General features: G+C 70.1%; 24 protein-coding genes and 2 pseudogenes. 12 read left to right on the plus strand and 14 right to left on the minus strand.

Translation table 11 applies throughout. The features are described 5' to 3' along the window. Nucleotides 1-33 precede the first annotated feature (33 nt). From ACYVJE_RS11900 to ACYVJE_RS11910, 3 genes and pseudogenes are all read left to right on the plus strand, one after another. Nucleotides 34-795 carry an HpcH/HpaI aldolase family protein gene (locus ACYVJE_RS11900; protein ID WP_459159116.1) on the plus strand — a complete coding sequence of 254 codons (762 nt, stop codon included), beginning with the start codon at nucleotides 34-36 and terminating at the stop codon, nucleotides 793-795. Nucleotides 796-898: 103 nt separating this feature from the next. Beyond that, a pseudogene (locus ACYVJE_RS11905) lies at nucleotides 899-1,000 on the plus strand (phosphoglycerate dehydrogenase); the annotation flags it as partial. Between the two features lie 91 nt (nucleotides 1,001-1,091). Continuing rightward, nucleotides 1,092-1,814, plus strand: coding sequence for an Nramp family divalent metal transporter (locus ACYVJE_RS11910; RefSeq protein WP_461144478.1), 723 nt, complete (start codon nucleotides 1,092-1,094; stop codon nucleotides 1,812-1,814). Here the strand turns inward: ACYVJE_RS11910 and ACYVJE_RS11915 are convergent. Together ACYVJE_RS11915 and ACYVJE_RS11920 are read right to left on the minus strand one after the other, a co-directional pair. Continuing rightward, on the minus strand, nucleotides 1,801-2,340 hold the full coding sequence (locus ACYVJE_RS11915; RefSeq protein ID WP_461144479.1) for a hypothetical protein: 540 nt from the start codon (nucleotides 2,338-2,340) through the stop codon (nucleotides 1,801-1,803). The genes ACYVJE_RS11910 and ACYVJE_RS11915 overlap by 14 nt on opposite strands. Nucleotides 2,341-2,518: 178 nt before the next feature. Continuing rightward, the gene (locus ACYVJE_RS11920; RefSeq protein ID WP_461144480.1) at nucleotides 2,519-3,742 is read right to left on the minus strand and encodes a PucR family transcriptional regulator; all 1,224 of its coding nucleotides are present in this window, start codon (nucleotides 3,740-3,742) and stop codon (nucleotides 2,519-2,521) included. 110 nt (nucleotides 3,743-3,852) lie between these two features. Between ACYVJE_RS11920 and ACYVJE_RS11925 the strand changes: the two genes are divergently transcribed. The 7 genes from ACYVJE_RS11925 (at nucleotide 3,853) to ACYVJE_RS11955 (ending at nucleotide 11,045) form a co-directional block, all read left to right on the plus strand. Next, complete coding sequence (locus tag ACYVJE_RS11925) at nucleotides 3,853-4,431, plus strand: urease subunit gamma (protein ID WP_459159120.1); 579 nt, start codon at nucleotides 3,853-3,855, stop codon at nucleotides 4,429-4,431. Further along, on the plus strand, nucleotides 4,428-6,119 hold the full coding sequence (locus ACYVJE_RS11930) for an urease subunit alpha (protein ID WP_461144481.1): 1,692 nt from the start codon (nucleotides 4,428-4,430) through the stop codon (nucleotides 6,117-6,119). The genes ACYVJE_RS11925 and ACYVJE_RS11930 overlap by 4 nt, the downstream gene beginning before the upstream one ends. A gap of 93 nt (nucleotides 6,120-6,212) precedes the next feature. Continuing rightward, nucleotides 6,213-7,526, plus strand: coding sequence for an MFS transporter (locus ACYVJE_RS11935; RefSeq protein WP_461144482.1), 1,314 nt, complete (start codon nucleotides 6,213-6,215; stop codon nucleotides 7,524-7,526). Between the two features lie 88 nt (nucleotides 7,527-7,614). Beyond that, nucleotides 7,615-7,743 (plus strand): hypothetical protein, encoded by a 129-nt coding sequence (locus tag ACYVJE_RS11940; protein WP_459159123.1) that lies wholly within the window; start codon nucleotides 7,615-7,617, stop codon nucleotides 7,741-7,743. Beyond that, nucleotides 7,740-9,275: a sodium/proline symporter gene (locus ACYVJE_RS11945; protein WP_459159124.1), complete on the plus strand. Its 1,536-nt coding sequence runs from the start codon at nucleotides 7,740-7,742 to the stop codon at nucleotides 9,273-9,275. The genes ACYVJE_RS11940 and ACYVJE_RS11945 overlap by 4 nt, the downstream gene beginning before the upstream one ends. Next, on the plus strand, nucleotides 9,272-9,832 hold the full coding sequence (locus tag ACYVJE_RS11950) for a hypothetical protein (RefSeq protein WP_461144483.1): 561 nt from the start codon (nucleotides 9,272-9,274) through the stop codon (nucleotides 9,830-9,832). The genes ACYVJE_RS11945 and ACYVJE_RS11950 overlap by 4 nt, the downstream gene beginning before the upstream one ends. A 205-nt stretch (nucleotides 9,833-10,037) precedes the next feature. Continuing rightward, a complete protein-coding gene (locus tag ACYVJE_RS11955; RefSeq protein ID WP_461144484.1) occupies nucleotides 10,038-11,045 on the plus strand; it encodes a 1-aminocyclopropane-1-carboxylate deaminase in 1,008 nt (335 codons plus the stop codon). Nucleotides 11,046-11,190: 145 nt separating this feature from the next. Here ACYVJE_RS11955 and ACYVJE_RS11960 read toward each other — a convergent pair whose 3' ends face one another. The 6 genes from ACYVJE_RS11960 to ACYVJE_RS11985 form a co-directional block, all read right to left on the minus strand. Next, nucleotides 11,191-11,778, minus strand: a complete 588-nt coding sequence (locus ACYVJE_RS11960) for a recombinase family protein (RefSeq protein ID WP_461144485.1) — start codon at nucleotides 11,776-11,778, stop codon at nucleotides 11,191-11,193. A gap of 144 nt (nucleotides 11,779-11,922) precedes the next feature. Beyond that, nucleotides 11,923-12,435: a DUF1028 domain-containing protein gene (locus tag ACYVJE_RS11965; protein WP_461144486.1), complete on the minus strand. Its 513-nt coding sequence runs from the start codon at nucleotides 12,433-12,435 to the stop codon at nucleotides 11,923-11,925. Nucleotides 12,436-12,532: 97 nt separating this feature from the next. Continuing rightward, nucleotides 12,533-12,898 (minus strand): hypothetical protein, encoded by a 366-nt coding sequence (locus tag ACYVJE_RS11970; RefSeq protein ID WP_461144487.1) that lies wholly within the window; start codon nucleotides 12,896-12,898, stop codon nucleotides 12,533-12,535. Between the two features lie 9 nt (nucleotides 12,899-12,907). Continuing rightward, nucleotides 12,908-14,170: a hypothetical protein gene (locus ACYVJE_RS11975; RefSeq protein WP_461144488.1), complete on the minus strand. Its 1,263-nt coding sequence runs from the start codon at nucleotides 14,168-14,170 to the stop codon at nucleotides 12,908-12,910. 127 nt (nucleotides 14,171-14,297) lie between these two features. Further along, nucleotides 14,298-15,491: a Tn3 family transposase gene (locus ACYVJE_RS11980; RefSeq protein ID WP_461144503.1), complete on the minus strand. Its 1,194-nt coding sequence runs from the start codon at nucleotides 15,489-15,491 to the stop codon at nucleotides 14,298-14,300. 124 nt (nucleotides 15,492-15,615) lie between these two features. Further along, nucleotides 15,616-16,470 carry an NAD(P)H-binding protein gene (locus tag ACYVJE_RS11985; RefSeq protein ID WP_461144489.1) on the minus strand — a complete coding sequence of 285 codons (855 nt, stop codon included), beginning with the start codon at nucleotides 16,468-16,470 and terminating at the stop codon, nucleotides 15,616-15,618. 82 nt (nucleotides 16,471-16,552) lie between these two features. On the opposite strand from ACYVJE_RS11985, the pseudogene ACYVJE_RS11990 reads away from it, so the two are divergent. Then, nucleotides 16,553-17,507 (plus strand): annotated as a pseudogene (locus ACYVJE_RS11990) (AraC family transcriptional regulator). A gap of 219 nt (nucleotides 17,508-17,726) precedes the next feature. Then, on the plus strand, nucleotides 17,727-18,083 hold the full coding sequence (locus ACYVJE_RS11995; protein WP_461144504.1) for a nuclear transport factor 2 family protein: 357 nt from the start codon (nucleotides 17,727-17,729) through the stop codon (nucleotides 18,081-18,083). A 122-nt stretch (nucleotides 18,084-18,205) separates the two neighbouring features. Here ACYVJE_RS11995 and ACYVJE_RS12000 read toward each other — a convergent pair whose 3' ends face one another. From ACYVJE_RS12000 to ACYVJE_RS12025, 6 genes are all read right to left on the minus strand, one after another. Further along, the gene (locus ACYVJE_RS12000) at nucleotides 18,206-18,718 is read right to left on the minus strand and encodes a GNAT family N-acetyltransferase (RefSeq protein ID WP_461144490.1); all 513 of its coding nucleotides are present in this window, start codon (nucleotides 18,716-18,718) and stop codon (nucleotides 18,206-18,208) included. 313 nt (nucleotides 18,719-19,031) lie between these two features. Further along, the gene (phnE, locus tag ACYVJE_RS12005; RefSeq protein ID WP_461144491.1) at nucleotides 19,032-20,786 is read right to left on the minus strand and encodes a phosphonate ABC transporter, permease protein PhnE; all 1,755 of its coding nucleotides are present in this window, start codon (nucleotides 20,784-20,786) and stop codon (nucleotides 19,032-19,034) included. A gap of 21 nt (nucleotides 20,787-20,807) precedes the next feature. Continuing rightward, complete coding sequence (gene phnC / locus ACYVJE_RS12010; RefSeq protein WP_461144492.1) at nucleotides 20,808-21,602, minus strand: phosphonate ABC transporter ATP-binding protein; 795 nt, start codon at nucleotides 21,600-21,602, stop codon at nucleotides 20,808-20,810. Continuing rightward, entirely contained in the window at nucleotides 21,593-22,525 is a 933-nt protein-coding gene (locus ACYVJE_RS12015; RefSeq protein WP_461144493.1) for a phosphate/phosphite/phosphonate ABC transporter substrate-binding protein, read from the minus strand. Before ACYVJE_RS12015 ends, phnC begins: the two co-directional genes overlap by 10 nt. 37 nt (nucleotides 22,526-22,562) lie before the next feature. Next, complete coding sequence (locus ACYVJE_RS12020) at nucleotides 22,563-23,243, minus strand: phosphonatase-like hydrolase (protein ID WP_459159158.1); 681 nt, start codon at nucleotides 23,241-23,243, stop codon at nucleotides 22,563-22,565. Further along, the gene (locus ACYVJE_RS12025) at nucleotides 23,240-24,370 is read right to left on the minus strand and encodes a TIGR03364 family FAD-dependent oxidoreductase (protein WP_461144494.1); all 1,131 of its coding nucleotides are present in this window, start codon (nucleotides 24,368-24,370) and stop codon (nucleotides 23,240-23,242) included. Before ACYVJE_RS12025 ends, ACYVJE_RS12020 begins: the two co-directional genes overlap by 4 nt. Nucleotides 24,371-24,569 lie beyond the last annotated feature (199 nt).

The following is a 24,569-nucleotide window of genomic DNA, read 5'->3' on the forward strand; positions in this document are numbered from 1 at the left end:
CACCGAAAACTCCGCAACGAAGGGGAGCGCACCGTGGTCGCTACCGATTTCGCCGCCAAACTGCGCAACGGGGAGAAGCTCGTCGGCTACTGGTCCGTGCTGGACGCGCCCATGGCGACCGAGCGCATCGCGCGCCTCGGCTACGACTACGTGGCCATCGACGGCCAGCACGGGCTCGTCGGCTACTCCGGCCTCCTCAACGGCCTGCTGGCCGTCGACGCCGGCGGCGTCTCGGTCGGCCTGGTGCGCGTCGAGGCCAACGACCTCACCGCGATCGGACGAGCCCTGGACGCCGGGGCCGGAGGCGTGATCGTGCCGCTCGTCGACACCGCCGAGGACGCGGCGCGCGCGGTGCGCGCCGTGCGGTACCCGCCGCACGGCGACCGCTCGTACGGTCCGATGCGTTCGGGCCTGCGGATCGGGCCGAAACCCGCCGACGCGGCAGCGGCGACGGTCGTGCTCGCCATGGTCGAAACTGCGCGTGGGCTGGCCAACGTCGACGAGATCTGCGCGACACCGGGACTCGACGGCGTCTACGTGGGGCCTTCCGACCTGCGCCTGGCCGTCGGCGGCGCCCATCCCGGCGATCCCGAGGTCGAGGAGGCCTTCGAGGACGCCGTGGCAACCGTGCGCACCGCGGCCGCGGAGGCCGGCATCGCCGCCGGTATCCACACACCGGGCGGGGAGCAGGCCGCGCGACGCCTCGGCCAGGGCTTCACCTTCGCCAGCGTCGCCTCCGACGTCGTGCACCTCGAACAGGCCGCCGCCGCGCACCTCAACGCCGCAACCGAGTGAAACCGCGCGGGCAGGTCGCCGGGCCCGGCGGGGCGGGCGGGGCTCGCCCGCGCACGGGGCGCGCGAGGCCTCGTTCCACGCGTGCGTGTCCGAGGTGGACTTCATGAGCCTGCACCTGCCCGGAAGTCCGGGTGGTGCGCCGCTGCTGGACCGCGCTGCTCCGCTGTCGATGCGCCCGGGAGCTGTGCTGGTCAACACCGCGCGCGGCGATCTCGTCGACGAGGCGGCCCTGGCGGAACTGCTCGTCCCCGGACAGCTTCGCGGTCCCGGCGGGCACCCTCGGCATCGCCGTCTCCATGTTCGGGCTCACCGGCGTCGGCGCGGACGAGGTGACCACCTACACCTGCTGGTGCCTGGAGAAGGGGCACGCCCGCTGGACCGGCCCGGACGACGGCGCCGAAGAACGCGCTCGGCGCGCCGAGGGCTGGCTGGCGGTGATGCGCTTGGACGTGTTCGCCTCCTGGCTGGTGTGCACCGTGTGCACCCTCTCGTTCTACGTGATCGGTGCGGCCGTGCTGCACCCGCGGAACCTGGTTCCCGAGGGCAACGGCGTGATCAGCACGCTGTCCCGGATCTGCACCGACGCGATGGGCACGTGGGCGCAGCACCTGTTCCTCGTCGGCGCGCTCGCCGTGCTGTGCTCGACGGCGATCGGATCCACCGCGAGCGTGCCGCGGTTGCGGGCCGACTCGCTCGGCCTGCTGGGCGTCATCGACTGGGACGACACCCGTTCGCGGCAGCGCACGATCCGCCTGCTGACGACCGTGCTGCCACCGGTGTGGGCGGTGAGCTACCTGTTCGTGCGGGAACCGGTTCTGATGGTGCAGATCGGTGGCATCGGCAGCGGGATCTTCCTGCTCGCGGTGGTGATCGCGGTGTGGAAGCTGCGCATGACCGAAGTGCACCCGCGGTTCCGGGCCAATCCCTGGTCGACCGCGGCGCTGGTGGTCAGCAGCGCCGCGATCACCGCGCTCGGGGTCTACGGCGTGCTGGAGGCCTGCGGCATCAGCCTCGGGTGAACTCCGCGGCGCGCCCGCCGGGCGCGGGCGCCTTGCGCGGGATCGGGCCGGTGAAGTGGATGTTCACCGCAGGTGGTGTCGCCGTCGGTGCCGTGCCCTGCGCGATCACGACTCGCAGGGTCTGCGCTCCCGGGGGCACGGACAGGGACGTCTCGTCCCGCGCGGACTCCCCGGGCACCAGGGTGGCCTCGTTCTCCCCGCGGCTGGTCAACCGCACGGTCGCCGGGCCCCGGTCGGTGCGGTAGGCGTGCGCCCCGACGCCGGACAGCTCCAGCTGGCCCTGGTTGGTGGCGGTGGTGGTGACGCGCAGCACGGGGTCGCCGACGGCGTTCCTCTCCCACCGCGGTTCGGCGACGCGGAAGGTCAGGCCCTGGTCGTTGTCGACCGTTTCGCCCCAGTGGCGCACCTCCGTCGGAGTTTCGGTGGCGCCGGGGCTGTGGTCGGCCGGAGGTGACTGGCCGGTGGCGCAGCCGGACAGCGCGAGGACCGACGCGGCGAGCACGGCGAAAACGGGTCTCTTGGACATGGCGGCATCTTTCGGCGGCAGCTCGGGGCGGAGGCTGATACGACGAGTATGCCTGCTCCGAGCGCGCGTCCGGGGCGCTCGTGCCCGCGATCGCGGAACTGCCCGGCAACCGCGGGAGGGGCCCACGTCCGTGCGCTGCCTGCGGCGCCCCGCCGCGGCGGTGCTGCTGGGCAGGGGATCAGCTCCGTTCGCGGGGTTCCCGCGCGGACTTCGCCGCAGCGCCTCCCTCCCGACCTCCACCGGAGGTGCCGAGACCGCGGATGTGCAGGGCCAGCTGCACGAGCGCGGCGTGGCCGGGGTGGTTGAGGTCACCGCCGGTCATCTCGCCGAGCCGGTGCAGCCGGTTGAGCACGGTGTTGCGGTGGCAGAAGAGGGCCTTGGCGGTGGTGGTGACCGACCCGGAAGCGAAGTAGGCGGTTGCCGTTTCGACCAGCCGGGAGCGCTCGTGCTCGGTGGTGGTCTCCAGCTCGGCCAGGACCTCGTCGGCCAGGGCCGTTCCGGTGTCGGACAGCCTGCCGGACACCACCTCCCGCCACACCTGGCGGAGGTGCTTCGGCCCGTCGGTCTCCGGCCCGGCCGCTCGGGACACCTCGGTGGCGATGCGGACGGAGCGCGGGATCGCGGCCAGCCCGCGCGCGGCCGGGCCGAGGCCGCAGGGGACGTCCCGCAGCCAGTGCGCGGGTACCTCCCTGGTGCCGGGCGGCATTTCCGCGATCAGCAGGGGGCGCCGGTCCTCGATGTGGATGTGCGCGGTGATGCCGCTGGAGTGCAGCCGCTTCACGGCCTCCCGCACGGTGCGCTCGTGCTCCGGGTCGCCGACGGCGACGGCGAAGTGCGCGTCAGGCGCGACTTCCAGCGCCGTCGCCACCTGGGCGAGCACCTGCGGGTCGCGGCCGCCGGTGTTGAGCAGCTGCCCGATGATCCGGCTGCGCTCCTGCTCGCGCTCCCGGGACAGGACCGCGGCTTCGTCCAGGTAGTTGACGTGGACGCTGAGCGTGTGCTGCTCGACGGCTTCCCAGACCGTCACCGCACCTTCGACGAGCTGTTCGAGGTCGTCCGGTGCGGCGCGGTGCAGCAGCGCGGCCCACAGGATGCGGAAGTCCAGCCGGACGGCCCGGAGGAGCACCTCCAGCGGGACCCCGGCCTGGGCGCGTCGTCGTCCGATCTGCTCGGAGGTCGTCGAGAGCCGCTCGGGCGAGGGCAGACCGCCGATCGATCGCAGCAGCATCTCGAAGCTGGCCTCGGCGTCCTGGCGCAGCTCGGTCCAGGGGATCATCCCTCCCTGGTACGGAGGCATGCTCGCGAGCTCCGCCAGGAACGCGTCGACGAGCTCCCCCAGGTCCTCGAGGCAGGCGTGCGCGAGCACCTGCAGGGATCCGGGCTGCGGGTGGGGAGTGTGCATGTGCCCAATCTTCCGGCCTCGATCGGCGACAATTCACCATTGTCCTGTGCGGATACAGCATTCAGGGTGTGTCAAACCCCTCGGACATGATGTGTGTTACAGGGAGACCCATGCATCTGAGCCCGCGCGAGCAGGAGCGCCTGACGCTGTTCACCGCCGCGGAACTGGCCCGCCGCCGACTCGGCCGCGGTGCGCCCCTGGGATCGAGCGAAGCGTGCGCGCTGGTCTGCGACGAAGTCCTGGAGATGGCCTGGGACGGCCACCACATCGACGACGTCGTCGCCCGGGCCGAGCGGCTCGTGCGGCCCGATCAGGTCCTGCCGGGAGTCGCGGCTGCCGTGCCGAAGATCCAGGTCGAAGCGCTGTTCCCGCACGGGACCGCGCTGGTGCACGTCGACGGGCCGTTCGGTCCCGCGGGGGAGGACGCCGCGGGTGCGGTGCGCGCCGCGGCCGGCGAGGTCGAGCTGGCCCCGGGCCGTCCGCGCAAGCAGGTCGACGTGCGCAACGGCGGTTCCCGGGCTGTCTGGTTGTCCTCGCACTTCCCGCTGGAGCAGGCCAACCCGGCGCTGGAGATGGACAGGGAAGCGGTCGCGGGGCACCGGCTGGACGTGCTCACCGGGACGTCGCTGGAGTTCCCGCCGGGGGTTTCCCGCACGGTGACGGTGGTCAGCAGGGGTGGTCAGCGATGAGCGCACGCGTCGGCCGCGAGCGCTACGCGGAGTTGTACGGCCCCACGACCGGCGACCGGGTGCGGCTCGCGGACACGGACCTGTGGGTCGAGGTCGAGGGCGACGACACCGAGCCGGGGGAAGAGCTGCTGGGCGGTTGCGGCAAGACCGCCCGGGACGGGCTGCTGGTGGCCGGGAAGGCTCCGCGGGAGAGCGCGCTGGACCTGGTGGTTCTCGGCGTGCTCGTCCTGGACCCCTCGCTGGGGGTGCGCAAGACGAACATCGGCGTGAAGGACGGCCGCATCGTCGGTACCGGACGCGCCGGGAACCCGGACAGCGCGGACGGCGTGGAGCTCGTCGTCGACTCGCACACCGCGATGGTCACCGGCGACGGCCTGATCGCCACCCCCGGCGTCGTGGACTCGCACGTGCACCTGTCCAGCCCCGAAGTCGTCCCCGCCGCGTTGAGCGCCGGTGTGACGTCGATGGTCGGCATGGGCCTGGGAGGCGTGTGGGACGTCGGGGCGAACCCCGGGCACAACCTGCACAGGCTCATCGAGGCCTGGCGTGATGTGCCCGTCAACGTGGCCTTCCTGGCGCGCGGCTCGTCGTCCTCGGCGGATCTGCTGGAGCAGGCCGTGCTCTCGGGAGCGGGCGGCTTCAAGATCCACGAGGACTGGGGAGCCACCCCGCAGATCGTCGACACGTGCCTGGGCGTCGCCGAGGACGCCGATCTCCCCGTCGCCCTGCACACCGACACGCTCAACGAGTCGGGATTCCTCGCCGACACGCTGGAGGCGACCTCCGGACGCACCGTGCACGCCTACCACGTGGAAGGCGGCGGCGGACATCCGGACCTGCTGGAGATCGTCTCCTGCCCGCACGTGCTGACCTCGTCCACCACGCCGACGCTCCCGCTGACCCCGGCCACCCTGTCGGAACTGCTCCCGATGACGATGACCGTCCACAAAGGTCACGGAGGGCTGGAGAGCGATGTCGCCATCGCCGGCAGCCGCCTGCGCGAGCACGCCATCGCCGCGGAGAACGCGCTGCACGACCAGGGGGCGATCAGCATCGTCAACTCGGATTCCATGGGCATGGGGAGGATCGCGGAAACGGCGCGGCGCACCTGGCAGCTCGCGCACGTGCAGGCGCGGCTGGCGGGGGAGGCCGGTCCGGAGCGCCCGTGCAACGCGCGGGTCCTGCGGTACCTGGCCAAGATCACCGAGAACCCGGCGATCGCGCACGGGATGCAGCACGAAGTCGGCTCCCTGGCCCCGGGGCGGATGGCCGACATCGTGCTGTGGCACCCCGCCTGGTTCGGCGCCCAGCCGGAGCTGGTCCTCAAGTCCGGGTTCGTCGCCTGGGGAGCGAGCGGCTCGGGGGCGGGATCGACGAGGATCACGGAACCGCGGGCGATGGGAGCCTTCTTCGGTGCGCTGGGCGGTGCTCCGCGGAGTTCGTCGTGCGTCTTCGTCTCCGAGGAGTGCCTGGACGACGCCCGATCGCGATCGGCTCTGCCCTCCGGCGTCCGGTACGCCGCGGTCCGCGGCAGCAGGGGGTTGAGCCGCGGGGACATGACGGCGAACACCGCCACCCCCCGCGTCGACGTGCCCGGCACGCCCGCTCCCGTCCACGTGGACGGAACAGCCGTCGACGTCCACCGCGCCGGATCGCTGCCGTTGACGCAGGTGCAGAACCTGGCGTGAAGGGGAGTCCGGTGCCGGACCTGCTCCCGCGCAACGCGCTCGTGCGCACGACGGGGTGCGGACGGGCCCCGACTCCGAGGGAGGAACCGAGCCATGACCACCCACCCCGTCAGACCGGAACGCCCGACGGTGACCGAGAGCGAAGCGCGGAAGGTCGCCTTCGCCGCGTTCGTCGGAACGGCCCTGGAGTGGTACGACTACTTCCTCTACGGCACCGCCGCGTCCATCGTGTTCAACCGCCTGTACTTCGCCACCGGTGATCCGCTGGTGGCCACCATGGCGGCGTTCGCCTCGTTCGCCGTGGGGTTCCTCGCGCGTCCGCTGGGAGCGGTGGTCTTCGGGCACCTCGGCGACCGCTGCGGCCGCCGGACGACCCTGATCCTCACGGTGACCCTGATCGGCGCGGCCACGGGAGCGATCGGGCTGCTGCCGAACTACGCGGCGATCGGACTCGCCGCGCCGATCCTGCTGACGTCGCTCCGCATCCTGCAGGGCATCGCTGTCGGCGGCGAGTGGGGTGGTGCGGTCACGCTGGCCGTGGAGCACGCACCCCCGCAGCACCGGGGGCGCTACGCCGCCATGCCGCAACTCGGTTCCCCGATCGGGACCCTGCTCTCCTCGGGCGCCTTCGCACTGGTCTCGCTGCTGCCGCCCGGGGAGTTCGACTCCTGGGGGTGGCGCCTGCCGTTCCTCGCCGCGATCCCGCTGCTGCTGGTCGCCCTGTACCTCCGCCGCAGGGTCGAGGAATCACCGCTGTTCGCCGAACTCCTCGAACGGCGGGAACGCACCCCGGTACCGGTCCTCGAGGTGCTGCGCCGCTCGTTCGGTCGCGTCCTCGTGGGACTGTGCGCCTCCCTCCTCGGCGTCGGCGGCTTCTACCTGCTGACCACGTTCATCATCAGCTACGGCACCGGAACTCTCGGCCTGCCGAAGTCCTTGATGCTCGGCGCCACGCTCGTGGCGGCGGCCTTCGAGATCGGGATCCTGATCGCTTTCGGCCGGATCGCCGAGCGGTGGGGACCGGGGAACGTCTGCGTGGCGGGCAGCATCGCTTCCGCGGCCGCGGCGTTCCCCGTGTTCTGGTTGCTGGAGACGAAGAACCCCGTTCTCGTGGTCCTCGGCGTCACCCTCGGAGTGGCCTGCCTGTCGATCTCCTACGCGGTCTCGGGCGCGTTGCTCACGGAGCTCTTCCCGCCGCACCTCCGCTACAGCGGAGTTTCGGTCGCCTACAACCTCGGCGGTGTGGTCAGCGGTTTCGTCCCGCTCCTGGCGACCGCGGGGCTGGCCGCGAGCGGGGAGCAGTCCTGGTCCGTGGCCCTGCTGGTGGTGGCGCTGGCGGCTCTCACCGGGCTGGGGGGCTGGCTCGGTGGCCGACTGCGCGTCCGCGACGAGGTGACCGTGGTGTGACCGGGAAAGCAGGCGCAGCGGCCTGCTGAGTCCCGAACCGACCTGCTGGGCGCCGTCGTCGACGGCCACTCGAAGGAGGACTGGGAGCTTGTTCGGACTGCCGACCACCACGGTCGCCGTGATCGCCGGGGTCGCCCTGTTCTGGGTGGTCTACACCGCCGTCTTCGCGTGGCGCAGCAGGAACTGGAAGAACGAGGACGAGAGGAGCGGCCGATGAGCACCGAACTCGTCTTCCTCGTCCTGTACTTCATCGCGATGGCGGGGATCGGCTTCGCCACCGCGCGGATGGGGTCCGGCGGAGCGGAGGACTACCTGCTCGGCGGGCGCACGCTGGGAGCACCCGTCACGGCGCTGCGCCTGCAGAGCTCCTCGATGTCGGGGTACATGTTCCTGGGCGCCGGTTCGCTCGCGTACACGCAGGGCTACTTCGGGATGTGGTACGCCCTCGGCGACCTGGGAGGCGGCATCCTCAACCTGTCGGTCCTCGGCCGGCGGATGCGCAAGCTGTCCCAGCTCCTGGGGTCGATCACGTCGATCGAGTACCTCGAGCACCGGTACCCGTCCCGGTGGACCCGGATCATCGCCTCCTCCATCGCCCTGTTCTGCTTGTTCTTCTACGTGCTCTCGCAGTTCATCGCCGGCGGGCGCGGCCTCGCGATGGTCACGGGCGTGCCGTACCCGGCGGCGCTGCTGGCCGCCATCGGGGTCATCGCGCTCTACACCTTCCTCGGCGGCTACCTCGCGGTGGCCTACACCGACTTCGTGCAAGCCATCGTCATGTTCATCGGTGTGCTGTGGATCCTCATCGCGACCCTGATGGCGGTGGGCGGGCCGACCGAGGGCCACCAGAAGGTCGCGCGGATCGACGAGACCCTGCTGACGATGTGGGGGCGGGGTCTGCAGAACCAGGGCCAGTGGGGCCTGGTCCTCGGGGCGCTGCTGGTGTTCTCCATCGGCTACATGGGGTGGCCCCACGTCGTGGTGAGCCACATGGCCATGCGGCGACCCAGCGAGGCGCGGATGGCCGGCGTCTACTCCACGGCCTTCAACCTGCTGTTCATCCCCGCCCCCTACATCGTCGGCGTGCTCGCCCTGGTCGTGGTGCCCGGACTGGCGAACCCGGAGATGGCGATCTTCGCGACGGCGGACGCGGTGCTGCCCGACTTCGCGGTGGGCATCGTCATGGCAGCGATCATGGCCGCGATCATGTCCACCGCCGACGCGCTGCTGCTGCAGGGCGGCACGATCGCCAGCCACGACCTCCTCGCGCGGTTCGTCAAGGCTGACCTCACCCAGCGGCAGCGGGTGTGGGTCTCGCGCACCACCGTGCTGGTGCTGGGAGCGATCGGCTACCTCGTCGCGGTGAACGAACCCCCCGCGGTCGCCGCGGTGGTCATCTTCGCCACCACCATCCTCGGGGCGGCGTTCGTGCCCGCCTACGTGGCCGCCGCGTGGTGGCCGCGGGCCAACACCGTCGGAGCGATCAGCTCGATGCTGGTCGGCACCGCGACCGTGATCGCCTGGCTCGCGGCCGGTCTCGAGGACGCCCTCGGTGTTGACGCGATGGCCGTCGGGGTGCTGGCCTCCACGGCGGCCATGGTCGTCGGCAGCCTGGCCACCGCCCGATCCCACCCGGTGCCGCGGCACGTGCGCGCTGCCGTGGCGGAAGCGGCCAGGGTGGGACCGGTCCCGACCGGGATGCTGGCCGGGCAGAACGACGAGCTGGCTGGGCAGGTGCCACCCCGATGACGACGTACGCCCTCCCCGCCCGCATCGCCGCGGCGGAGGCGGTGGACCTGTGCGCGCGGCGAGCACCGCGCGCGCAGGTCGGGACCGCCGAACTGCACCACCACCCGTTCGTCGCCGTCGCCTTCGACGTGGTCCGGCGGAGCTCCCCGCGGCGACGTCGAAGGACCGCTCCTGCGCAGCGAACGCGGGTGCACACCCTCGTCGACGCCGTCGGAGGCCGCGCCCACCTCACCGATCCCTGGCCGGAACTCGAGAGCCACGCCACCATCCGCGGGCCCGAGGGAGTCATCACCACCGCGGAAGCCGTCCGCCGCGCCACGGAGGCCGTGTCGGCCCAGCTCCTCCGGACCCGGCGCCTGCTCGATCCGGGGTCCCTCCGCGAAGCCCGGATCGTCGAGCGCGTGTGGAAACCCAACTGGGTGCTCACCGTCGTGCACCGCGGACGAGCGGTGCAGGTGCTCGTCGACGGCCTGAACGGCAGCCACTACGTGGCGGGGGAGGTCCGGTCCTCCGCGCAGTCCCGGGCACCGGGCCGAAGCCGGTGGTGGGCCCGCTGACCACCGCGCGAGAGCGGCGGCGCGCGTCGGACCTGGCTCAGCGCGGTCCGATCCGCCAGGGTGTTCGGGGCGGGATGAGCCGAGGTGCCGGCCGCCCGCTCGACGGCCAGCGCCCGGCTCCGCTGCGCGGCTCCGGCCGCGGTGCCAGTGCGGAACGCCCGCTGCCTCGGCCCGGAGCAACCCACCACGACACCGAGGAGATGCGATGACCCTCGCGGACTTCGAACGCCACCCCCTGCTGTTCGGCCCCAGCCCGATCCATCCGCTGGACCGGCTCAGCGAGCACCTCGGCGGCGCTCGCGTGTGGGCCAAGCGGGAGGACTGCAACAGCGGGCTCGCCTTCGGCGGCAACAAGACCCGCAAGCTGGAGTACCTGGTCCCCGACGCCCTCCGGCGGGGCGCGGACACCCTGGTCAGCATCGGCGGGGTGCAGTCCAACCACACCCGGCAGGTGGCCGCGGTCGCCGCGCGGCTCGGCCTGAAGGCCGTGCTGGTGCAGGAGAGCTGGGTGGACTGGCCGGACGCGGTCAACGACAAGGTGGGCAACATCCTGCTCTCCCGCATCCTCGGAGCCGACGTCCGGCTGGTCCAGGCCGGGTTCGGGATCGGTTTCAAGGACAGCTGGCAGCGAGCCCTCGACGAGGTCCGCGCCGCCGGCGGCACGCCCTACGCGATCCCGGCCGGGGCCTCCGACCACCCGCTGGGCGGACTGGGGTTCGCCAACTGGGCCCACGAGGTGCAGCAGCAGGAACGGGAGCTGGGGGTCTTCTTCGACACGATCGTGGTGTGCAGCGTCACCGGCAGCACGCACGCCGGCATGATCGCCGGGTTCGCCGGTCAGGACGACCCCCGCCGGGTCATCGGGATCGACGCCTCGGCCAGGATCGCCGACACGCGCGCGCAGGTCGAGAAGATCGCCCGCGACACCGCGCGGACCCTCGGCCTCGACCGGGAACTGCGCGCCGACGAGATCACCCTGCTCGAGGGCTGGGCCGGTGACGCGTACGGCGTTCCCGCGCCGTCGACCATCGATGCCATCCGCCTGACGGCCCAGCTCGAAGGCGTGCTCCTCGACCCCGTCTACGAGGGCAAATCGATGGCCGGGCTCCTCGACCTCGTCCGGGACGGCGACATCCCGCCGGACTCCAACGTCCTCTACGTCCACCTCGGCGGACAGCCCGCCCTCAACGCCTACAGCGGCGCCTTCGGGTGACACCGGTGGTGCCTACTGGTAGCCAGTGGCATTCGACTGTGTGCGATTCGCTGCAGTGGGCTATCAGGGGTCGCCGTAGAACTCGCCGAAAATCGGGCGGATATGCCTCGCCAGGCTGCTGATCTGGGATTTCGGGGGACGAGTATCACTCTGCCTGAGAATGGTGGCCGCGCTGCAGGGTGCGGTAGACGGCCGGCCGGGAGACGGAGAACAGCTCGGTGAGGTCGGTGATCGTGTAGTCTCCGCTGGCGTGCATCCGTCGCAGCTCGGCTTGCTGTTTCGGGGAGAGCTTGGGCTGTTTGCCGCGTAGCTTGCCCTTGGCTTTCGCCACGGCCATGCCTTCCTTGGTCCTGGCCCGCAGGAGGTCCACCTCGAACTCGGCGAAGGTGGCCAGGATGTTGAAGAACATCTTTCCCACGGGGTCGCCCGGGTCGTAGACCTGCCCACCCAGTGACAGGGCGATGCCCCGCTCGGCGAGATCATCGCCGATGGCGCGGGCGTCCGGCACCGAGCGGGCCAGCCGGTCGAGTTTCGGCACCACGAGGGTGTCGCCGTCGCGGACGGCTGCCAGCGCCTGGTCGAGCCCGGGCCGTGTTCTCTTGGTGCCGGTCAGGCCGTGGTCGAGATACATCCGCTCGGTGTCCACGCCGAGTTCGACCAGCCGGTCGCGTTGGGCGGTGAGGTCTTGTTCGTCGGTGGAGCAGCGGGCGTAGTCAACCAGGGTGCCGGACATGATCAGCAGTGTAACGGTTAGCCATCCCTCAGTGAGATTTTCTCCGTACCAGGTATGTGATACGGCCCTGGTCAGCGACGTACCAGCTCATGACGTCCTCGCACGTGCGCGGCACCAGACTGCGGCTGTCTCAGTGGGGGTTCCTCATCTGAGGAGCTCGTCGAGGGTGGTGCTGGTGGGGACGGTGAGCAATCCTTGTGCGGCGAAGCCGCGGATGATGGTCTCCCAGCTGGACCGTGCTGCGGTGAGGCCCTGCAGCTCATGCCGGGCCTGGCTGATGTCGCCGCGGGACGCCTGCGCTGGCGGCCATGTTCGCCTGCACCGCACACGCATCACCGAGCTGGTGACCGGCGTGTGCGATGCAGCCCCGGTGTGGCCAGCCACCGACCCGTCCACGCCCACGACGCCAACCTGGCGCAGCACTACCCCCGAATCGAGGTCGCTGGCCGTGGTCAGGGCCTCCGTGGCCGTCGCGCCGTCGGCGAGGGCATCCAGGCAGCGCGGGCCATAGGCAGGCTCGGCGAACCCCTGGGTGGCGACCGCCCCGACCCCGGGCCGAGCCCACACCGCTGTGGCGCCCACGGCGGGCAGGCACGACTGCATCGCCACGCCCATCTGACCATTCGCCCGATCACAGACCACGATCGAATACGTCATCCATCCCATGCTCCCGGATAGACCAACCATGGAGCGATCCTTGTTGCGGTCAGGTCTGCTCGGTGAACGTGCCCCGGCAGACGAGATTTCGACAGCTTCACTCGGCACACCTTGTTCGGCGACGGTGAACGCGGATCGCGAGTACGTAGGGAGGTAGCGCGGCGAGCGCGGCGAATCCGAGCGCAGCGAGAACACCCCCGCTGGTGAGGTCGGGCAGTGGAGCCGAGCGTTGGTGGTTGACCAACACCCGACAGCCTTCCTCGGTCATCGCGACACCACTGCGGCCGGGGATGTGAAATCCTGTGTCGAGGCAGTCGTTGGCGACCTTCGCACTCGTGCCGACGAAAAGCAGACCGGCCAGCAGCAAGAACGCTGCCGACATCGTCAGAGTCAGGGCCAGCTGCCGGCCCCAGCGGGGCTGGGAGGCGGCAGCTGGCCGTGCGGATTCATCGTTGGCATCCATGGCTACGCATTATCCATTGGCCGGGCAACTGGCCTGGCCGTTGTCGAGTCGCGTGGGCTGACGGGTCGGATTCCAGTTCACGCAGCCTGGCACCGTCCAGCCTTGCTGATCTTCGAGTGTGACCAAGTCTTCGGTACCCGAACCTGGCCGGTTGTAGTTGAGCCCCATGCAGGAGCTGCCCGGATCCAGCCCGACGTCGTTGCAGTCATTGGAGATCTTCTGGGTGTTCAGCGTGAACTCCGAGTTGGACTGGTCACCGCGAGAGGCATGGATCCACATGCTGTAGCCCTGGCGTGGTTGCAGGTTGGTTGGATAGCCTACACCGATCTGGAAACCCAGTTCCTGGCATGAGTCGGTGGCGTCGTCCCAGTCCCAATAGGGTGCTGCCTCGCCCGGCACGTTGGTGCCCCACTCCACCGCGTTCCACTTGAAGCCGCTATCCCATGCAGCCCAGAAGTTGTTGTAGGGCTCGTTGAAGTCGAAGGGGTTGCAGTACGGCCGTGTCCAGTCGGAGATGTCCTCGGTGTTGTACAGCGTTGCCCCGTGCTCGAGGCCGAAATCATCACCGAAGGCATTGATGTCGGCCTGTGAGGCCCAGGTCATGTTGTAGCGGAATTTGCGCGGGTGCTCGGGTTCCGGACCGCTTTCCGTGTCCCAGGTTTGCATCTGCCCCTGGATCGGCGACCACCGGTACTCCTTCGGCGGTGCCTGCGGACCCGGCGCAACCGGTTCCGCGTTGCGCTGGGGGTCCGCCACCGCAACCCCCTGGCCAGTCAGGCTCGCCCGCCGGTCGCGCGTGGCCTGGCTCGCCTGCTTTAACGTGTGTTGAGGAAGCTGATTGACTGCAGAAGACTGCGAATCGAATGTGTCCACTTGCGCCCCTGGTAGCGACGCAGGGTCACGCTGCCCGTCCACGACGGCCATGAAAACCAGGGGAGCGGCCTGGTACTCCGCGGTCGTGGTCCGTTCGAACTGATCAACAGCTTGCGTCGCTGGTACTCCCGGACCGGGTTGGGACACGCCGCTGACCTCCCCGGTGTAGCGCAACTGCAGCACCTCGCTACCGGCCAATTTCTCCCGCAGTTCATCCGCCGTTTGCGGCTGTTCAAACATGATCCGGGTGACGTGTGGTGATACCTCTGCCTCCGGGGTGACGGGGCTGGTCTCCCGGTTCGGTGACGCATCTTCCCCAGGTTGGCTGGCCAGGGCCGTCGCCCCCATGCTCCCGGTCAGCAACAGTGCCGTAGAGCCGGCCAATAAGGCCTGGCCCACGGACGATCGTCGTGCCCGCATACTCCCCATCCTTCGGTGACTGATCCCCCCGAGAATCCGAAGTATCGGCATGAAACGGAAAATGTGCAACCGATTTGCGGAGATGCACTGGAACGGAGCAACGGTTCTACAGCGCGTGTGGCCGGAGTACGGCCGACATCGGCCGTACTCCGGCCACACGCGCATATGGATTCCCTCCGTACAGAGGTTCAGAGTTCGTTGTTGGGGGCGCTGGGATCGGGCAACGGGCGGAGCTCGCTGGGTGGGCTGCCGGTGAAGGCGTAGCGGCCTTACATGTTGATGTGGTGCCAGCCCAGCGGGGACAGGCGGACCACGTCTTCGTCGCTGACGGGATAGCCCTGGCTGCGGAGGTGCTTGATGATGGCGTCGAGGTAGACGCTGTTCCAGAGCACACCATGTTCAGCACCAGCCCGAGAGCGCCGAGCTGGTCTTCCTGGCCCTGGCGGTAGGGCTGATACAGCTGGCCGCGTTTGCCGTGGAAGATCCGGCGGGCCAGTGCGTGGCGGGATTCCTGGGTGTTGAGCTGGGTGTGGATACGACGCCGGTAGGTCTCATCAGCATCGACGAAGGCAAGCATGTGCCGGGTTTTGGTTATGTGCCCGTACTCGACCAGGGCCTTGCCCCGGGTGGTCGGACTGCCGCCGCCCTGGGTGATCCGCATCAGTTCCGAGGCCTTCATCGCCCCGGTGGCCAGCGAACCGGCCACGCGCAGTAGGTCGGGCCAGTTCCGCCGGATCAGCTCCAGGTCGAGCGCGTGACGGGGGTCCGGAACGAGGGCGTTGAGCGGCCCGTAGTCTGCGGTCGGGTCGGCGCTCCAGAACTTCTGCTCGGGCATGTCGGCCAGCCGCGGCGAGAACTGATAGCCCAGCAGCGCGTACAGCCCGAAGATCTGGTCGGAATAGCTGGCCGTATCGGTGGTGACCATTTCCGGGCGCGGGCCGCCGTCGAGGTCCAAGAGTCCGTCGAGCACGTGCAGGCTGTCGCGGACGGTGCCGGCGACCACGAGTCCGCCGAGCCCGGCGACGTGGTCGTTGATGTAGTTCAGCCAGGTCACGCCCTTGTTGCGCTGGCCGAAGTAGCGTGGGTTGGCGCCGGTGCGCACGCTGGCCGGCGGGACGACGAACCGGAGCCCGTCGACTGAGGCCACTGCCCCAGTGCCCCATTGGCTGACCAGGTCAATGTTGGCCTGGGTCTCCAGCAGCCGGGCGTTGGCCGCCCGGTGGGTGTCGGGCCGCAGGTAGTTGGCCTGGTACTCCTGTAGCTGCTCTGAGGGGCAAAGTGGTGCGTTTCTGCAGTTCAGCGGGTCGTTGCTCCAGCGATCACAAACATGGTCACGAGTCCCATGACTGTCGACAGCAAGGTCCTCACCAGCAACGACGTCGTACTTTGCTCTGGGGCACGTTCAGGAGCACCAGGCCGACATGTCAGCGTGAACCGGAAGACTCAGCGTAGGCGTCCCAGACTCCTGTCGGGGCGGTCGCTCGGGCGTACTCGGCGAAGTCGCGGGGCGGCCGGCCGAGCACGCGTTCGACGGTGTCGGTCACCGTGGCCCGGCGGCCGTCAAAGACCTCGGTCAGCAGGCCAGCCAGTTGCGTCGCGTACTCAGCAGGCACGCCTCGCCCGGTCAGCGAGGAGACGAACTGCTCGGGCGTGATCGGCAGATAGCGAACCTCCCTGCCGGCCGTTGTCGCGATCTCGCCGACGGCATCGGCGAAGGTGAGCAGGCGTGGTCCGGTCACTTCATGGATCCGGCTGGTATGGCCGTTCTCGGTCAGCGCCGCCACAGCGACATCCGCGATGTCCTCGGCATCGGTGAACGGTTCGGCGACGTCGCCGGCGGGAAGCGTGACCACGCCGGCTCGGACCAGTTCCACGAGGAAGGCCTCGCTGAAGTTCTGTGTGATGAATCCCGTCCGCACGATCGTCCACTCTGTGCCCGAGTCCTGGATAGCCTGCTCGCAGCGTGTGGCCTCGGCGGCACCGCGGTCGGCGAGTAGGACAAGGTGGCGGACACCGCAAGCTGCCGCCAGGTCGGCGAAGGAACCCACGGCCTGAGCCGCGCCGGGGAATCCCGCATCGGGGTAGAAGGCGATGTAGGCGGCGTCCACGCCCCGCAGCGACGGTTCCCACGTGGTGTCGTCCTGCCAGTCGAAGGGTGGCTCGGCGCGCCGTGAGCCGACGCGTACCGGCACGTCATGGGCGACCAGCCTGGACACGACACGGCGCCCCGTCTTGCCCGTCCCTGCGAGAACCAAGGTCGTCGGCGTAGAAGTTGGCATAATCCACAGTCCACAGGAGTGTCGGGATACGAGCCATGGTCGAGGCTCGTAAGTCCATAACGTCGTGTCCTACCCTGTGCCGATGGACTCGTTGACGAGTCTGCTCGACGGGACACGGGCCAGAGGCGCGTTCCTGCTGCAGACCGTCCAGAACCCGCCCTGGTCGGTGCAGGTGCAGGACAGGGCCCCGCTCAGCATCGTGACCGTCGCTCAAGGAGCGCCTTGGGTGGTGCCCAGTGCTGGCGATGCGGTGCGGCTTCACGCCGGTGACATCGCCATGATGCGTGGCCCGGACGCCTTCACTTTCACCGATGATCCCCGCACACCGGTGCAGGTGGTGGTCCATCCCGGCCCGCGGCGCACGACCACGACCGGCGCGGAGCTGTCCGAGACTGCGGACGTGGGAGTGCGCACCTGGGTCAACAAGCCGCCCTGCGACGTCAGGGCGGAAGGCTCGGCGGTACTGCTGATCGGCAAGTACCAGAGATCGGGCGAGGTCGCCGCACGGTTGTTCAGCGCACTGCCGCCGCTTCTGGTCATTCCCAGCACCGCGCGCACCGAGTCCGCGCTCGTGTCGCTACTCGCCGAGGAGACGGTGCGCGATGAGCCGGGACAGGACCTCGTACTCGACAGGCTTCTGGATCTCTTGCTGGTCGCCGCCCTCCGCTCTTGGTTCACCCGGCCCGATACGCAAGCCCCGGCTCAGTACCGAGCCCACGGCGATCCCGTCGTCGGGCCCGTCCTGCGACTGATCCACAGCCGTCCCGCTCATTCTTGGACTGTGGCCGCGCTGGCCGCGCACACCGGGGTGTCCCGAGCGACGCTCGCTCGCCGCTTCACCGACCTCGTCGGCACACCACCAATCACCTATCTCACCGAGTGGCGCATCGACCTGGCCGCCGACCTGTTCCTGGAATCCGGCGCCACCACCGAATCCGTTGCCCATCAGATCGGCTACGGCAGCGTGTTCGCGCTCAGCATCGCCTTCAAACGAGCCCGCGGGATCAGCTCCACAACAGCACCGGGACCGCTCATAGCGAAGGCTATGCTGACCGTGGCGCAAGCGCCGGAGCGCCTCACAAGCCAGCGTTCCCCACGAGCACTGCGGCGACCGTACGCCTGCGTCCCGACGGCAGGGTTCTCGTCAAGTCATGCATCGGCAGGTAGTCTTCTCCGCCTCTGTCTTGGACACTGCCTGCGTGGACGATGCCATTTCTCGCTTCCGGCGTGCATCCGCAACGAACGACGTCGACGGAATGATCGACACTCTCACTCCGGACGCTGAGCTCGTCTCGCCGCTCTCCGGCCGTATGACCTTCCGAGGGACAGAGGACCTTCGCATCCTCCTCACGGCGGTCTACGGCAGTCTCGCGCGGCTGCGATGGCATGAGGAGATGGGCGACGGCGGCCTGCGGGTGGTGATCGGTGAGGCGCAGATCGGACCGCTCAGGCTTGACGACGCGATGGTGCTGAAACTGGCTTCGGATGGTCGAATCCAGTCGATCAAGCCCCATCTCCGCCCTTGGCTGGCAGTGACGTCCCTCGCGCTCAGGCTGGCACCGACGCTCGCCCGCCACCCTGGCGTCGTGCAGCGCGCACTTCAGCATCGCTGAAGTGCGCGGTCTCCAGCCCATACGCGTCGGGGATGCATAGCCTCGGACGGTTCAAAACGGGATCGCCTTACGGCCGCCACGAGGAGGCGTCCGCTGCTGCACGTCGGGAAAGCGAGTGAGGGTTAGTTCATGGGCTGCAGCGGAAGTTGGAGGAGGTCGACGTCGGTGACGCGTCCGTGTTTGTTCCCCACTCGCTGGAGCCGCCCTGCCGGTTGAAAGCCTGCTCTGAGGTGCAGTGCTCGTGACGGGCGGCCCTCGTGATCGGCGTCGGCCACGAGGGCTATGACCTCCTGGATACCGCAGCCCTGTGCGTCATCGAGAAGGCGCGCGAGGAGTTGGCGGCCGAGACCTGCACCGGCGGCGTGCGGGGCGAGGTAGATCGAGTTCTCGGCGGTGTGGGCGAAGGCGGGCTTGGCCAGCCAGGGTGTGAGCAGCGCGTAGCCCACGACGGTCTGGTCGTCGACGGCGACCAGGGTCGGGTAGCCCGACGCGGTCAGGTGCTCCAGGCGCTGCTCCCAGTCCTGCGCGGTCGGCGGGTCGTCAACATCGACTGCGAGCACGGAATGCCGGACGTAGTGTCCGTAGATCGACTCGATGTTCGCTGCGTCTGTCACGTGGGCCGGTCTGATGTCCACTCTCGCCTCCGTGGTCCCTTGCGGGTCGTGTGCTCACCGACCAGTGGATCACCGTGTACGGCAACGGCCTCGGGGCGATCGTCTACTCCATCGCGGTCGGCCAGTGTCGGGTTCTCGACCTCCGGCTCATCGAACTGACGCGTTAGCGTTAGCCAGAGTCCTGTCTTGCAGCGGAATCGGCTACTGGCTCCGGCGTGTCTCGGTTGCCAAGGTACGAAGAATGGTCAGCGCGTCCTGTGTGCGGTCGAGCGTCCGAGCCGGCGAGGGGAACCCGCCACCACCGAGGGCACCTGCCGGCCACCTGAGTGACGTGTCACCGCGCGGCGATACCGCCGGGCAGCACCCGGCGCCACCAGAGGGCGAGCAGTTCGACGACCATCACCGCGGCGAAGGTCAGCAGCAGCACGGTGGTGACGACGCCGAACTCCAGCACCCGCGAGGCGTTGAGCAGGTAGTAGCCGATGCCGCCAGCTCCGACGAGCCCGAGCAGCGTGGCCGAGCGGATGTTGGTGTCGAGCTGGTACAGCAGGTGGCCCACGACCGCCGGTGCGACCTGGGGCAGCGTTGCGGAGAAGAACACCTGCCACCCGCCCGCACCGGTGGCGCGCAGCGCCTGCTCGACGCCCCGGTCGACCTCTTCCAGGGAGTCGGCCACCAGCTTGCCGAGCAGCCCGACCGAGCCGACGCCGAGCGCGCACGCGCCCGCGACGGGGCCGAGCCCGGTGACGACCACGAAGATGATGGCCAGCACCAGTTCGGGGATGCCGCGGACCACCAGCACCACGCCGCGGAAGAGCCGGGCGGTGCCGGGGTTGGGGGCGACGTTCGCGGCTGCCAGTGCGCCGATCGGCACCGACAGCACGGCCCCGATCAGGGTCGCGGCCAGGGCGATCTGGATCGTCACCCACAGTTCGGCCAGCAGGGTCGGCAGCATCGCGCCCGTTTCGGGTGGCCAGAACTGCGCCAGGGTCGGCCAGAGTTCGCGGAATCCGCGTGCGAACTGTTCCGGGGTCAGTCCCAACCCCCGGACCGAGGCCGCGATGACGGCGGCCGTGATGATCCAGTAGGAGAACTTGCGCAGCCGCGCGGGTGTCCACGGATGGCTGATCCGCGCCGTGCGCGCCGTGGCGCGCAGGCCGGACGCGGTGCGCCCGCCCAGCGGGGCCGACGCGGACGCGGTGCTCGGGGCGCGGCGGAAGCGCCTCGTGGCGAAATCGAGCGCGCGGTTGCGCGGCCGTTCACCGCCGGTGTTCATCAACCGCCTGCGGATCGACCCGGAGAGCAGCTCCATGAGCACGCACAGCGCGAACACCACCAGCGCCAGGGCGATTCCGCGCTGGTAGTCCAGTGTGCGCAGTGCGTTGGCGATCTCCTGGCCCAGCCCGGCCACGCCGACGAAGCCGAGCACCACCGACACCCGCAGGTTGATGTCCAGCCGGTGCAGCGATGTGGCCACGAACGAGGGCAGGACCTGCGGGAGCACCCCGCCGAGCAGTTCCTGCAGGCGGGAGCCGCCAGCGGCCCGGATGGCCGTGCGGGGACCTTCGTCGATCTGCTCGATCGCGTCGGCGTAGAGCTTGCCGACCATGCCGATCGAGTGCAGGCCCATCGCGAGCACCCCGGTCAGACCGCCGAAGCCGAAGATCCGGAAGAACAGGATCGCCAGCACCACGTCCGGAACCGCCCGCGAGGCCACGATGAGCGCGCGCGCACCGTGCCTGCCGAGCGCGTGCGGGGTGGTGTTGCTCGCCCCGAGCACGGCGATCGGCGCGCTCAGCAGAGCCGCCAGCAGCGTCGCGCAGATCACGATCGCCAGCGTCGTGCCGATCGAGGTCAACAGTTGCCCGGCAGGCGGGAAGTCCAGCGGCAGCGTCCGCGACAGGAAGTCGGCGGCGTTGCCGACGCTGTCGATGACGGTGGCTGCGTTGAGGCGCAGGTCGACGAGCGTCCACACCGCCGTCAGCACCAGCGCGAGCGCGACGAGCAGGGCGAGGCCGCCACCGGGGCTCGGACGCGGAAGGGTGCGCCGGTCGCCGGCGGCCGGTGTCGCCGCCGAGGTGCGAGTCATCTCCGCTGTGGGCACCGCGACTCACCCGACCGCCGTCAGCTGCTGCTTCTCGGAGCTGCCCGCGGTGTAGACCGCCATCGCCGACTCCTGGCTGAGGCCGGCGACCGGGGTGTCCAGCACCACGCCGCCGGCGCGCAGTCCCACGACCCGCTCGCCCCAGCTCATGGCCAGTTCCAGCTGGTGCAGGCTGCACACCACGGTCAGCCGGTCCTGCCGGCTGATCTCCGCGAGCAGGCTCATCACCTGTTCCGACGAGTCCGGGTCCAGGGAGGCGACCGGCTCGTCGGCGAGCAGGACGTCCGGTCGCTGCAGCAGCGCGCGGGCGATGGCGGCCCGCTGCTGCTGCCCGCCGGAGAGCGTGTCGGCCCGTTGCAGGGCCTGCTCGGCCAGCCCGACGCGGTCGAGCTGGTCCATCGCGTCGTGCCGCACGCTCCTGGGGTACGTGGCCAGCCCCAGGCGCGGACCGCGCAGGCCGCCCACCGCCCCGGTGCACACGTTCTCCAGCACGGTCAGCGCCCCGACGAGGTGGAACTGCTGGAACACGAACCCGATCCGGCGGCGCAGCTGCCGCAGCGCCCGCCCGCGCACCCGGCCGAGGTCGCTGCCCAGCACGGTGATCGTGCCCGCGGTGGGGCGCTGCAGCCCGTCGATGTGGCGCAGCAGCGTGGACTTGCCCGATCCGGACAGTCCCAGCAGGACGGTGAACTCGCCGGCGGTCACCTGCAGCGAGACGTCGTCGAGGGCTGCGGTCGTGCCGTCGAAACACTTGCTCACGCCGTCGAAGTCCACGACGGTCTCGCCGTGCTCTACTCGCATTGCTCGTTCCTCGTGGTTTCGCAGACGCGGCGGATGCTGTCGTACTTGGCGTCGGTCACCTCGGTGAATCCCCAGCCGCCGGTGTCACCGACCCGGCACTTCCCGCTGCAGTAGCCGTGGTCGCGCAGGTAGTCGCTGTTGGCCTTGGTGCGCAGCGCCCGGGTGATGGACTCGCGCAGCTCGGGGCTGAGGTCGGTGGAGACCGCAGCCGGATCGCCCGGGATGACCTCGGAACGCCACACGGTCTTGAGCTGGCCGGAGCGGAGCTCGCCCTGCTGGATCAGCTGGCGGTCGACCATGGTGTCGAAGGCGAACCCGGCCGCGCACTGCCCGCTCGCCACGCCCAGCGCTGCGGCGTCGTGACCACCGGCCATGATCGGCCGGACGCCGGTCTTCGGGTTCACGCCGGCCTCGATGAGCCCGGACGTGGGGTAGAGGTAGCCGGAGGTGGAGGTGGGGTCGACGAAGCAGACCTTCTTGCCGCGGAAGTCGGCCAACGAGTCGATCCCGGTGCCCGGCCGGGTGATGCCGTAGGACCGGTAGCCGGGCTCCTTGCCCTTCTGCTCGGTCTGGGCGGCGACCGCCTCGGCACCGACTCCCTTCTTGCGGGCCAGCATGTAGGAGAACGGGCCGTACTTGGCGATGTCGATCTTGCCGGCGCGCTGGCCCTCGATGATGGCCGCGTAGTCGGTGGCCTGCTGGAAGCGGACCTTCTTGCCGGTTTCCTCCTCCAGCATCTTGATCACGGGAGCGTAGTCCTGCTGCAGGTTCGCCGAGTCCTCCGAAGGCACCGCGGCGAAAACGAGCTCGTCGGGGGAGCCTCCGCCCCGGTCAGCGGCGCTGGGGCCGCAGGCCGACAGCAGCAGCGCGAACGCGGCCACCGCGGCGGCGAGGACCGCGGTACCTCTGTTCCTGGTGAGCATGACGGGCGCAACTCTCCTTCGGGGCGAGTCCGTCCGATCAGGACCGGACGAGTTCGGGGAGTTCACGGACGGATTCGAGGACGTGGGTGGCACCGGCGTCGACGAGGGCGCGGCGGTCGTGCGCCCCGGTGAGCACGCCGGCCGCGACTCCCGCGCCGGCGCGCAGTCCGGTGAGGACGTCGTAGCTGGTGTCGCCGACCACGGCGACCCGGCGCACGTCGTCGACGCCCAGCCGCAGCAGGGCGGTGAGGACCATGTCCGGGTACGGCCGCCCGCGGCCGGCGTGTTCCGGGGTGAGCGCGAGGTCGGGGAGTTCTCCCCACCCGAGGGCATCGAGGAGCCGCTGCTGGGTCGTCGCGGCGAAACCGGTGGTCAGCGCCACCTGCACGCCGGAGCTGCGCAGCTGCTCAACGGCTTCGGCCGCGCCGTCGATGCCGGCGCAGCGCCCGCCGGAGACCAGCTCTCCGTAGGTGTTCTCGAACGCGCGGTTGGCCCGCTGCGCCCGGTCCTCCTCGCCGTCGAGCAGTGCGCGGAAAACGGTGATCTTGGACTCGCCCATCGTGCGGCGGACGTGGTCCAGCATGCGGGGGTAGGCCTCGTCGGACTCGGTGACGCCGACCTCGGCGATGGCTGCGGTGAAGGCCTGCTCCACCAGTCCGCCGTCGGCCACGGTCGTGCCGGCCATGTCCAGCACGGCCAGTCGGATGTCGGGTTTCACGAGCGCTCCTCCCAACCGATCTCGCGGGCGGTGTCCTCGGCGATGGCGGGCGATCCGGTCATGCCCCGCCCGCCCGGTCCGGTGACCAGCCACACCCCGGGCAGGACCTGCTCGCGGTGCACGACGGTCGCTGGATCCGTGCACTGGGCGTAGACGCCCGCCCACCGGCGCACGACGCGCGGCAGCGGTCGGTCGAGCAGCTCCTCGACCCGCCCGCGCAGGTGCTCGTACGGGGCCTCGTGCACGTCGAAGGGGAACGGTTCGGCGTAACCGTGGGTGTCGCCGATCGTCAGCCCGCCGTCGGCGCGCTGCACCATCAGCAGTTGCATCCCGTTGTCCCCGGCCACCGGGGGCTGGGGCTCGTCGCGGTTGAGCGCGTCCAGCGCACTGCCCCGGTAGGCCGGGTAGTAGCGCAGGCTGTCGGCATCGGCCACGGAGGTCGGCAGCGACTCGCCCAGGGGCTCGGTCTGCATCATCTGCAGCCGCACGCGGCGCACCGGCGCTTCGGGGGCCAGCTCGCGCACCAGCCCGCCGAGCGCGGCCCCCGTGCACAGGACGACGGCGTCGGCGCCGTGGCGCTCGCCGGTGTCGTCGCGGACCTCCCCCTCGGCGACCTCCCGGACCTCGCGACCGGGCAGCCAGGTGTAGCGCCCGGTCGCGGTCAGGTGTTCCCGGATCGCCGGTTGCGCAGTGCGCGGTTCCACCGCGGCGTCCTGCTCGCACCACAGCGCCCCGCGCATCCGTCCGCGGAGGGCGGGGTTGAGTTCCCGCACCTCGTTCGGGGAGAGCAGTTTCGTGCCGCGTTCGGCGGTCTCGGGCTGCGCGAGCAGTTCCTCGGCCACAGCCAGCTCCGCTTCCGTGCGCAGCACGGTGAGCGAACCGTTCGCGCGAAAGCCCAGTCCCGGGACCTCCTGCGCCAGGCGCTCCCACGAGCGCCGCGCGCGCAGCGCGGTCCGCAGGTCCTCGCCCGCGGCGCGGCCGCTGACCCAGACCAGGCCGAAGTTGCGGACCGAGGCGCCGCGGGCCTCGGTCTCCCGTTCCAGGTGCACCACGTCGTGACCACTGCTGAGGGCTTTCCAGGCGTGCATGGTGCCGAGCACGCCGCCGCCCACTACCACTGTTCGCACGACGTTCACGGTCACCGAACCGAGGGAATGTGTTGTTCCCCCGAGCTCAACTCGCGGTGAACAAGGCCGGAACAGTGGACTAGACAGGTTATCGAAACGTTATCTGGTGGGAGGCGGAAGAGGTCGACGCGCCGCGCGCGGCGCAGCGGGGCGGTCCTCGTCCGCGCCGGCGGGTCGCGCCAGCTCGGGGGTGTCGCGT

The sequence above is a fragment of the Salinifilum aidingensis genome (genome assembly GCF_054782015.1).

Bases quoted from the DNA above. Each gene is read 5' to 3' on its own strand.
- ACYVJE_RS11985 (WP_461144489.1), bottom strand. From the start codon at position 16,470: ATGCCAACTTCTACGCCGACGACCTTGGTTCTCGCAGGGACGGGCAAG.
- ACYVJE_RS11960 (WP_461144485.1), bottom strand. From the start codon at position 11,778: ATGTCCGGCACCCTGGTTGACTACGCCCGCTGCTCCACCGACGAACAA.
- ACYVJE_RS11995 (WP_461144504.1), top strand. From the start codon at position 17,727: ATGATCGACACTCTCACTCCGGACGCTGAGCTCGTCTCGCCGCTCTCC.
- ACYVJE_RS11920 (WP_461144480.1), bottom strand. From the start codon at position 3,742: ATGCACACTCCCCACCCGCAGCCCGGATCCCTGCAGGTGCTCGCGCAC.
- phnE (WP_461144491.1), bottom strand. From the start codon at position 20,786: ATGACTCGCACCTCGGCGGCGACACCGGCCGCCGGCGACCGGCGCACC.
- ACYVJE_RS11935 (WP_461144482.1), top strand. From the start codon at position 6,213: ATGACCACCCACCCCGTCAGACCGGAACGCCCGACGGTGACCGAGAGC.
- ACYVJE_RS12015 (WP_461144493.1), bottom strand. From the start codon at position 22,525: ATGCTCACCAGGAACAGAGGTACCGCGGTCCTCGCCGCCGCGGTGGCC.
- ACYVJE_RS11955 (WP_461144484.1), top strand. From the start codon at position 10,038: ATGACCCTCGCGGACTTCGAACGCCACCCCCTGCTGTTCGGCCCCAGC.
- ACYVJE_RS11950 (WP_461144483.1), top strand. From the start codon at position 9,272: ATGACGACGTACGCCCTCCCCGCCCGCATCGCCGCGGCGGAGGCGGTG.
- ACYVJE_RS11930 (WP_461144481.1), top strand. From the start codon at position 4,428: ATGAGCGCACGCGTCGGCCGCGAGCGCTACGCGGAGTTGTACGGCCCC.
- ACYVJE_RS11910 (WP_461144478.1), top strand. From the start codon at position 1,092: ATGTTCGGGCTCACCGGCGTCGGCGCGGACGAGGTGACCACCTACACC.
- ACYVJE_RS11915 (WP_461144479.1), bottom strand. From the start codon at position 2,340: ATGTCCAAGAGACCCGTTTTCGCCGTGCTCGCCGCGTCGGTCCTCGCG.
- ACYVJE_RS11965 (WP_461144486.1), bottom strand. From the start codon at position 12,435: ATGACGTATTCGATCGTGGTCTGTGATCGGGCGAATGGTCAGATGGGC.
- ACYVJE_RS11925 (WP_459159120.1), top strand. From the start codon at position 3,853: ATGCATCTGAGCCCGCGCGAGCAGGAGCGCCTGACGCTGTTCACCGCC.
- phnC (WP_461144492.1), bottom strand. From the start codon at position 21,602: ATGCGAGTAGAGCACGGCGAGACCGTCGTGGACTTCGACGGCGTGAGC.
- ACYVJE_RS11945 (WP_459159124.1), top strand. From the start codon at position 7,740: ATGAGCACCGAACTCGTCTTCCTCGTCCTGTACTTCATCGCGATGGCG.
- ACYVJE_RS11970 (WP_461144487.1), bottom strand. From the start codon at position 12,898: ATGGATGCCAACGATGAATCCGCACGGCCAGCTGCCGCCTCCCAGCCC.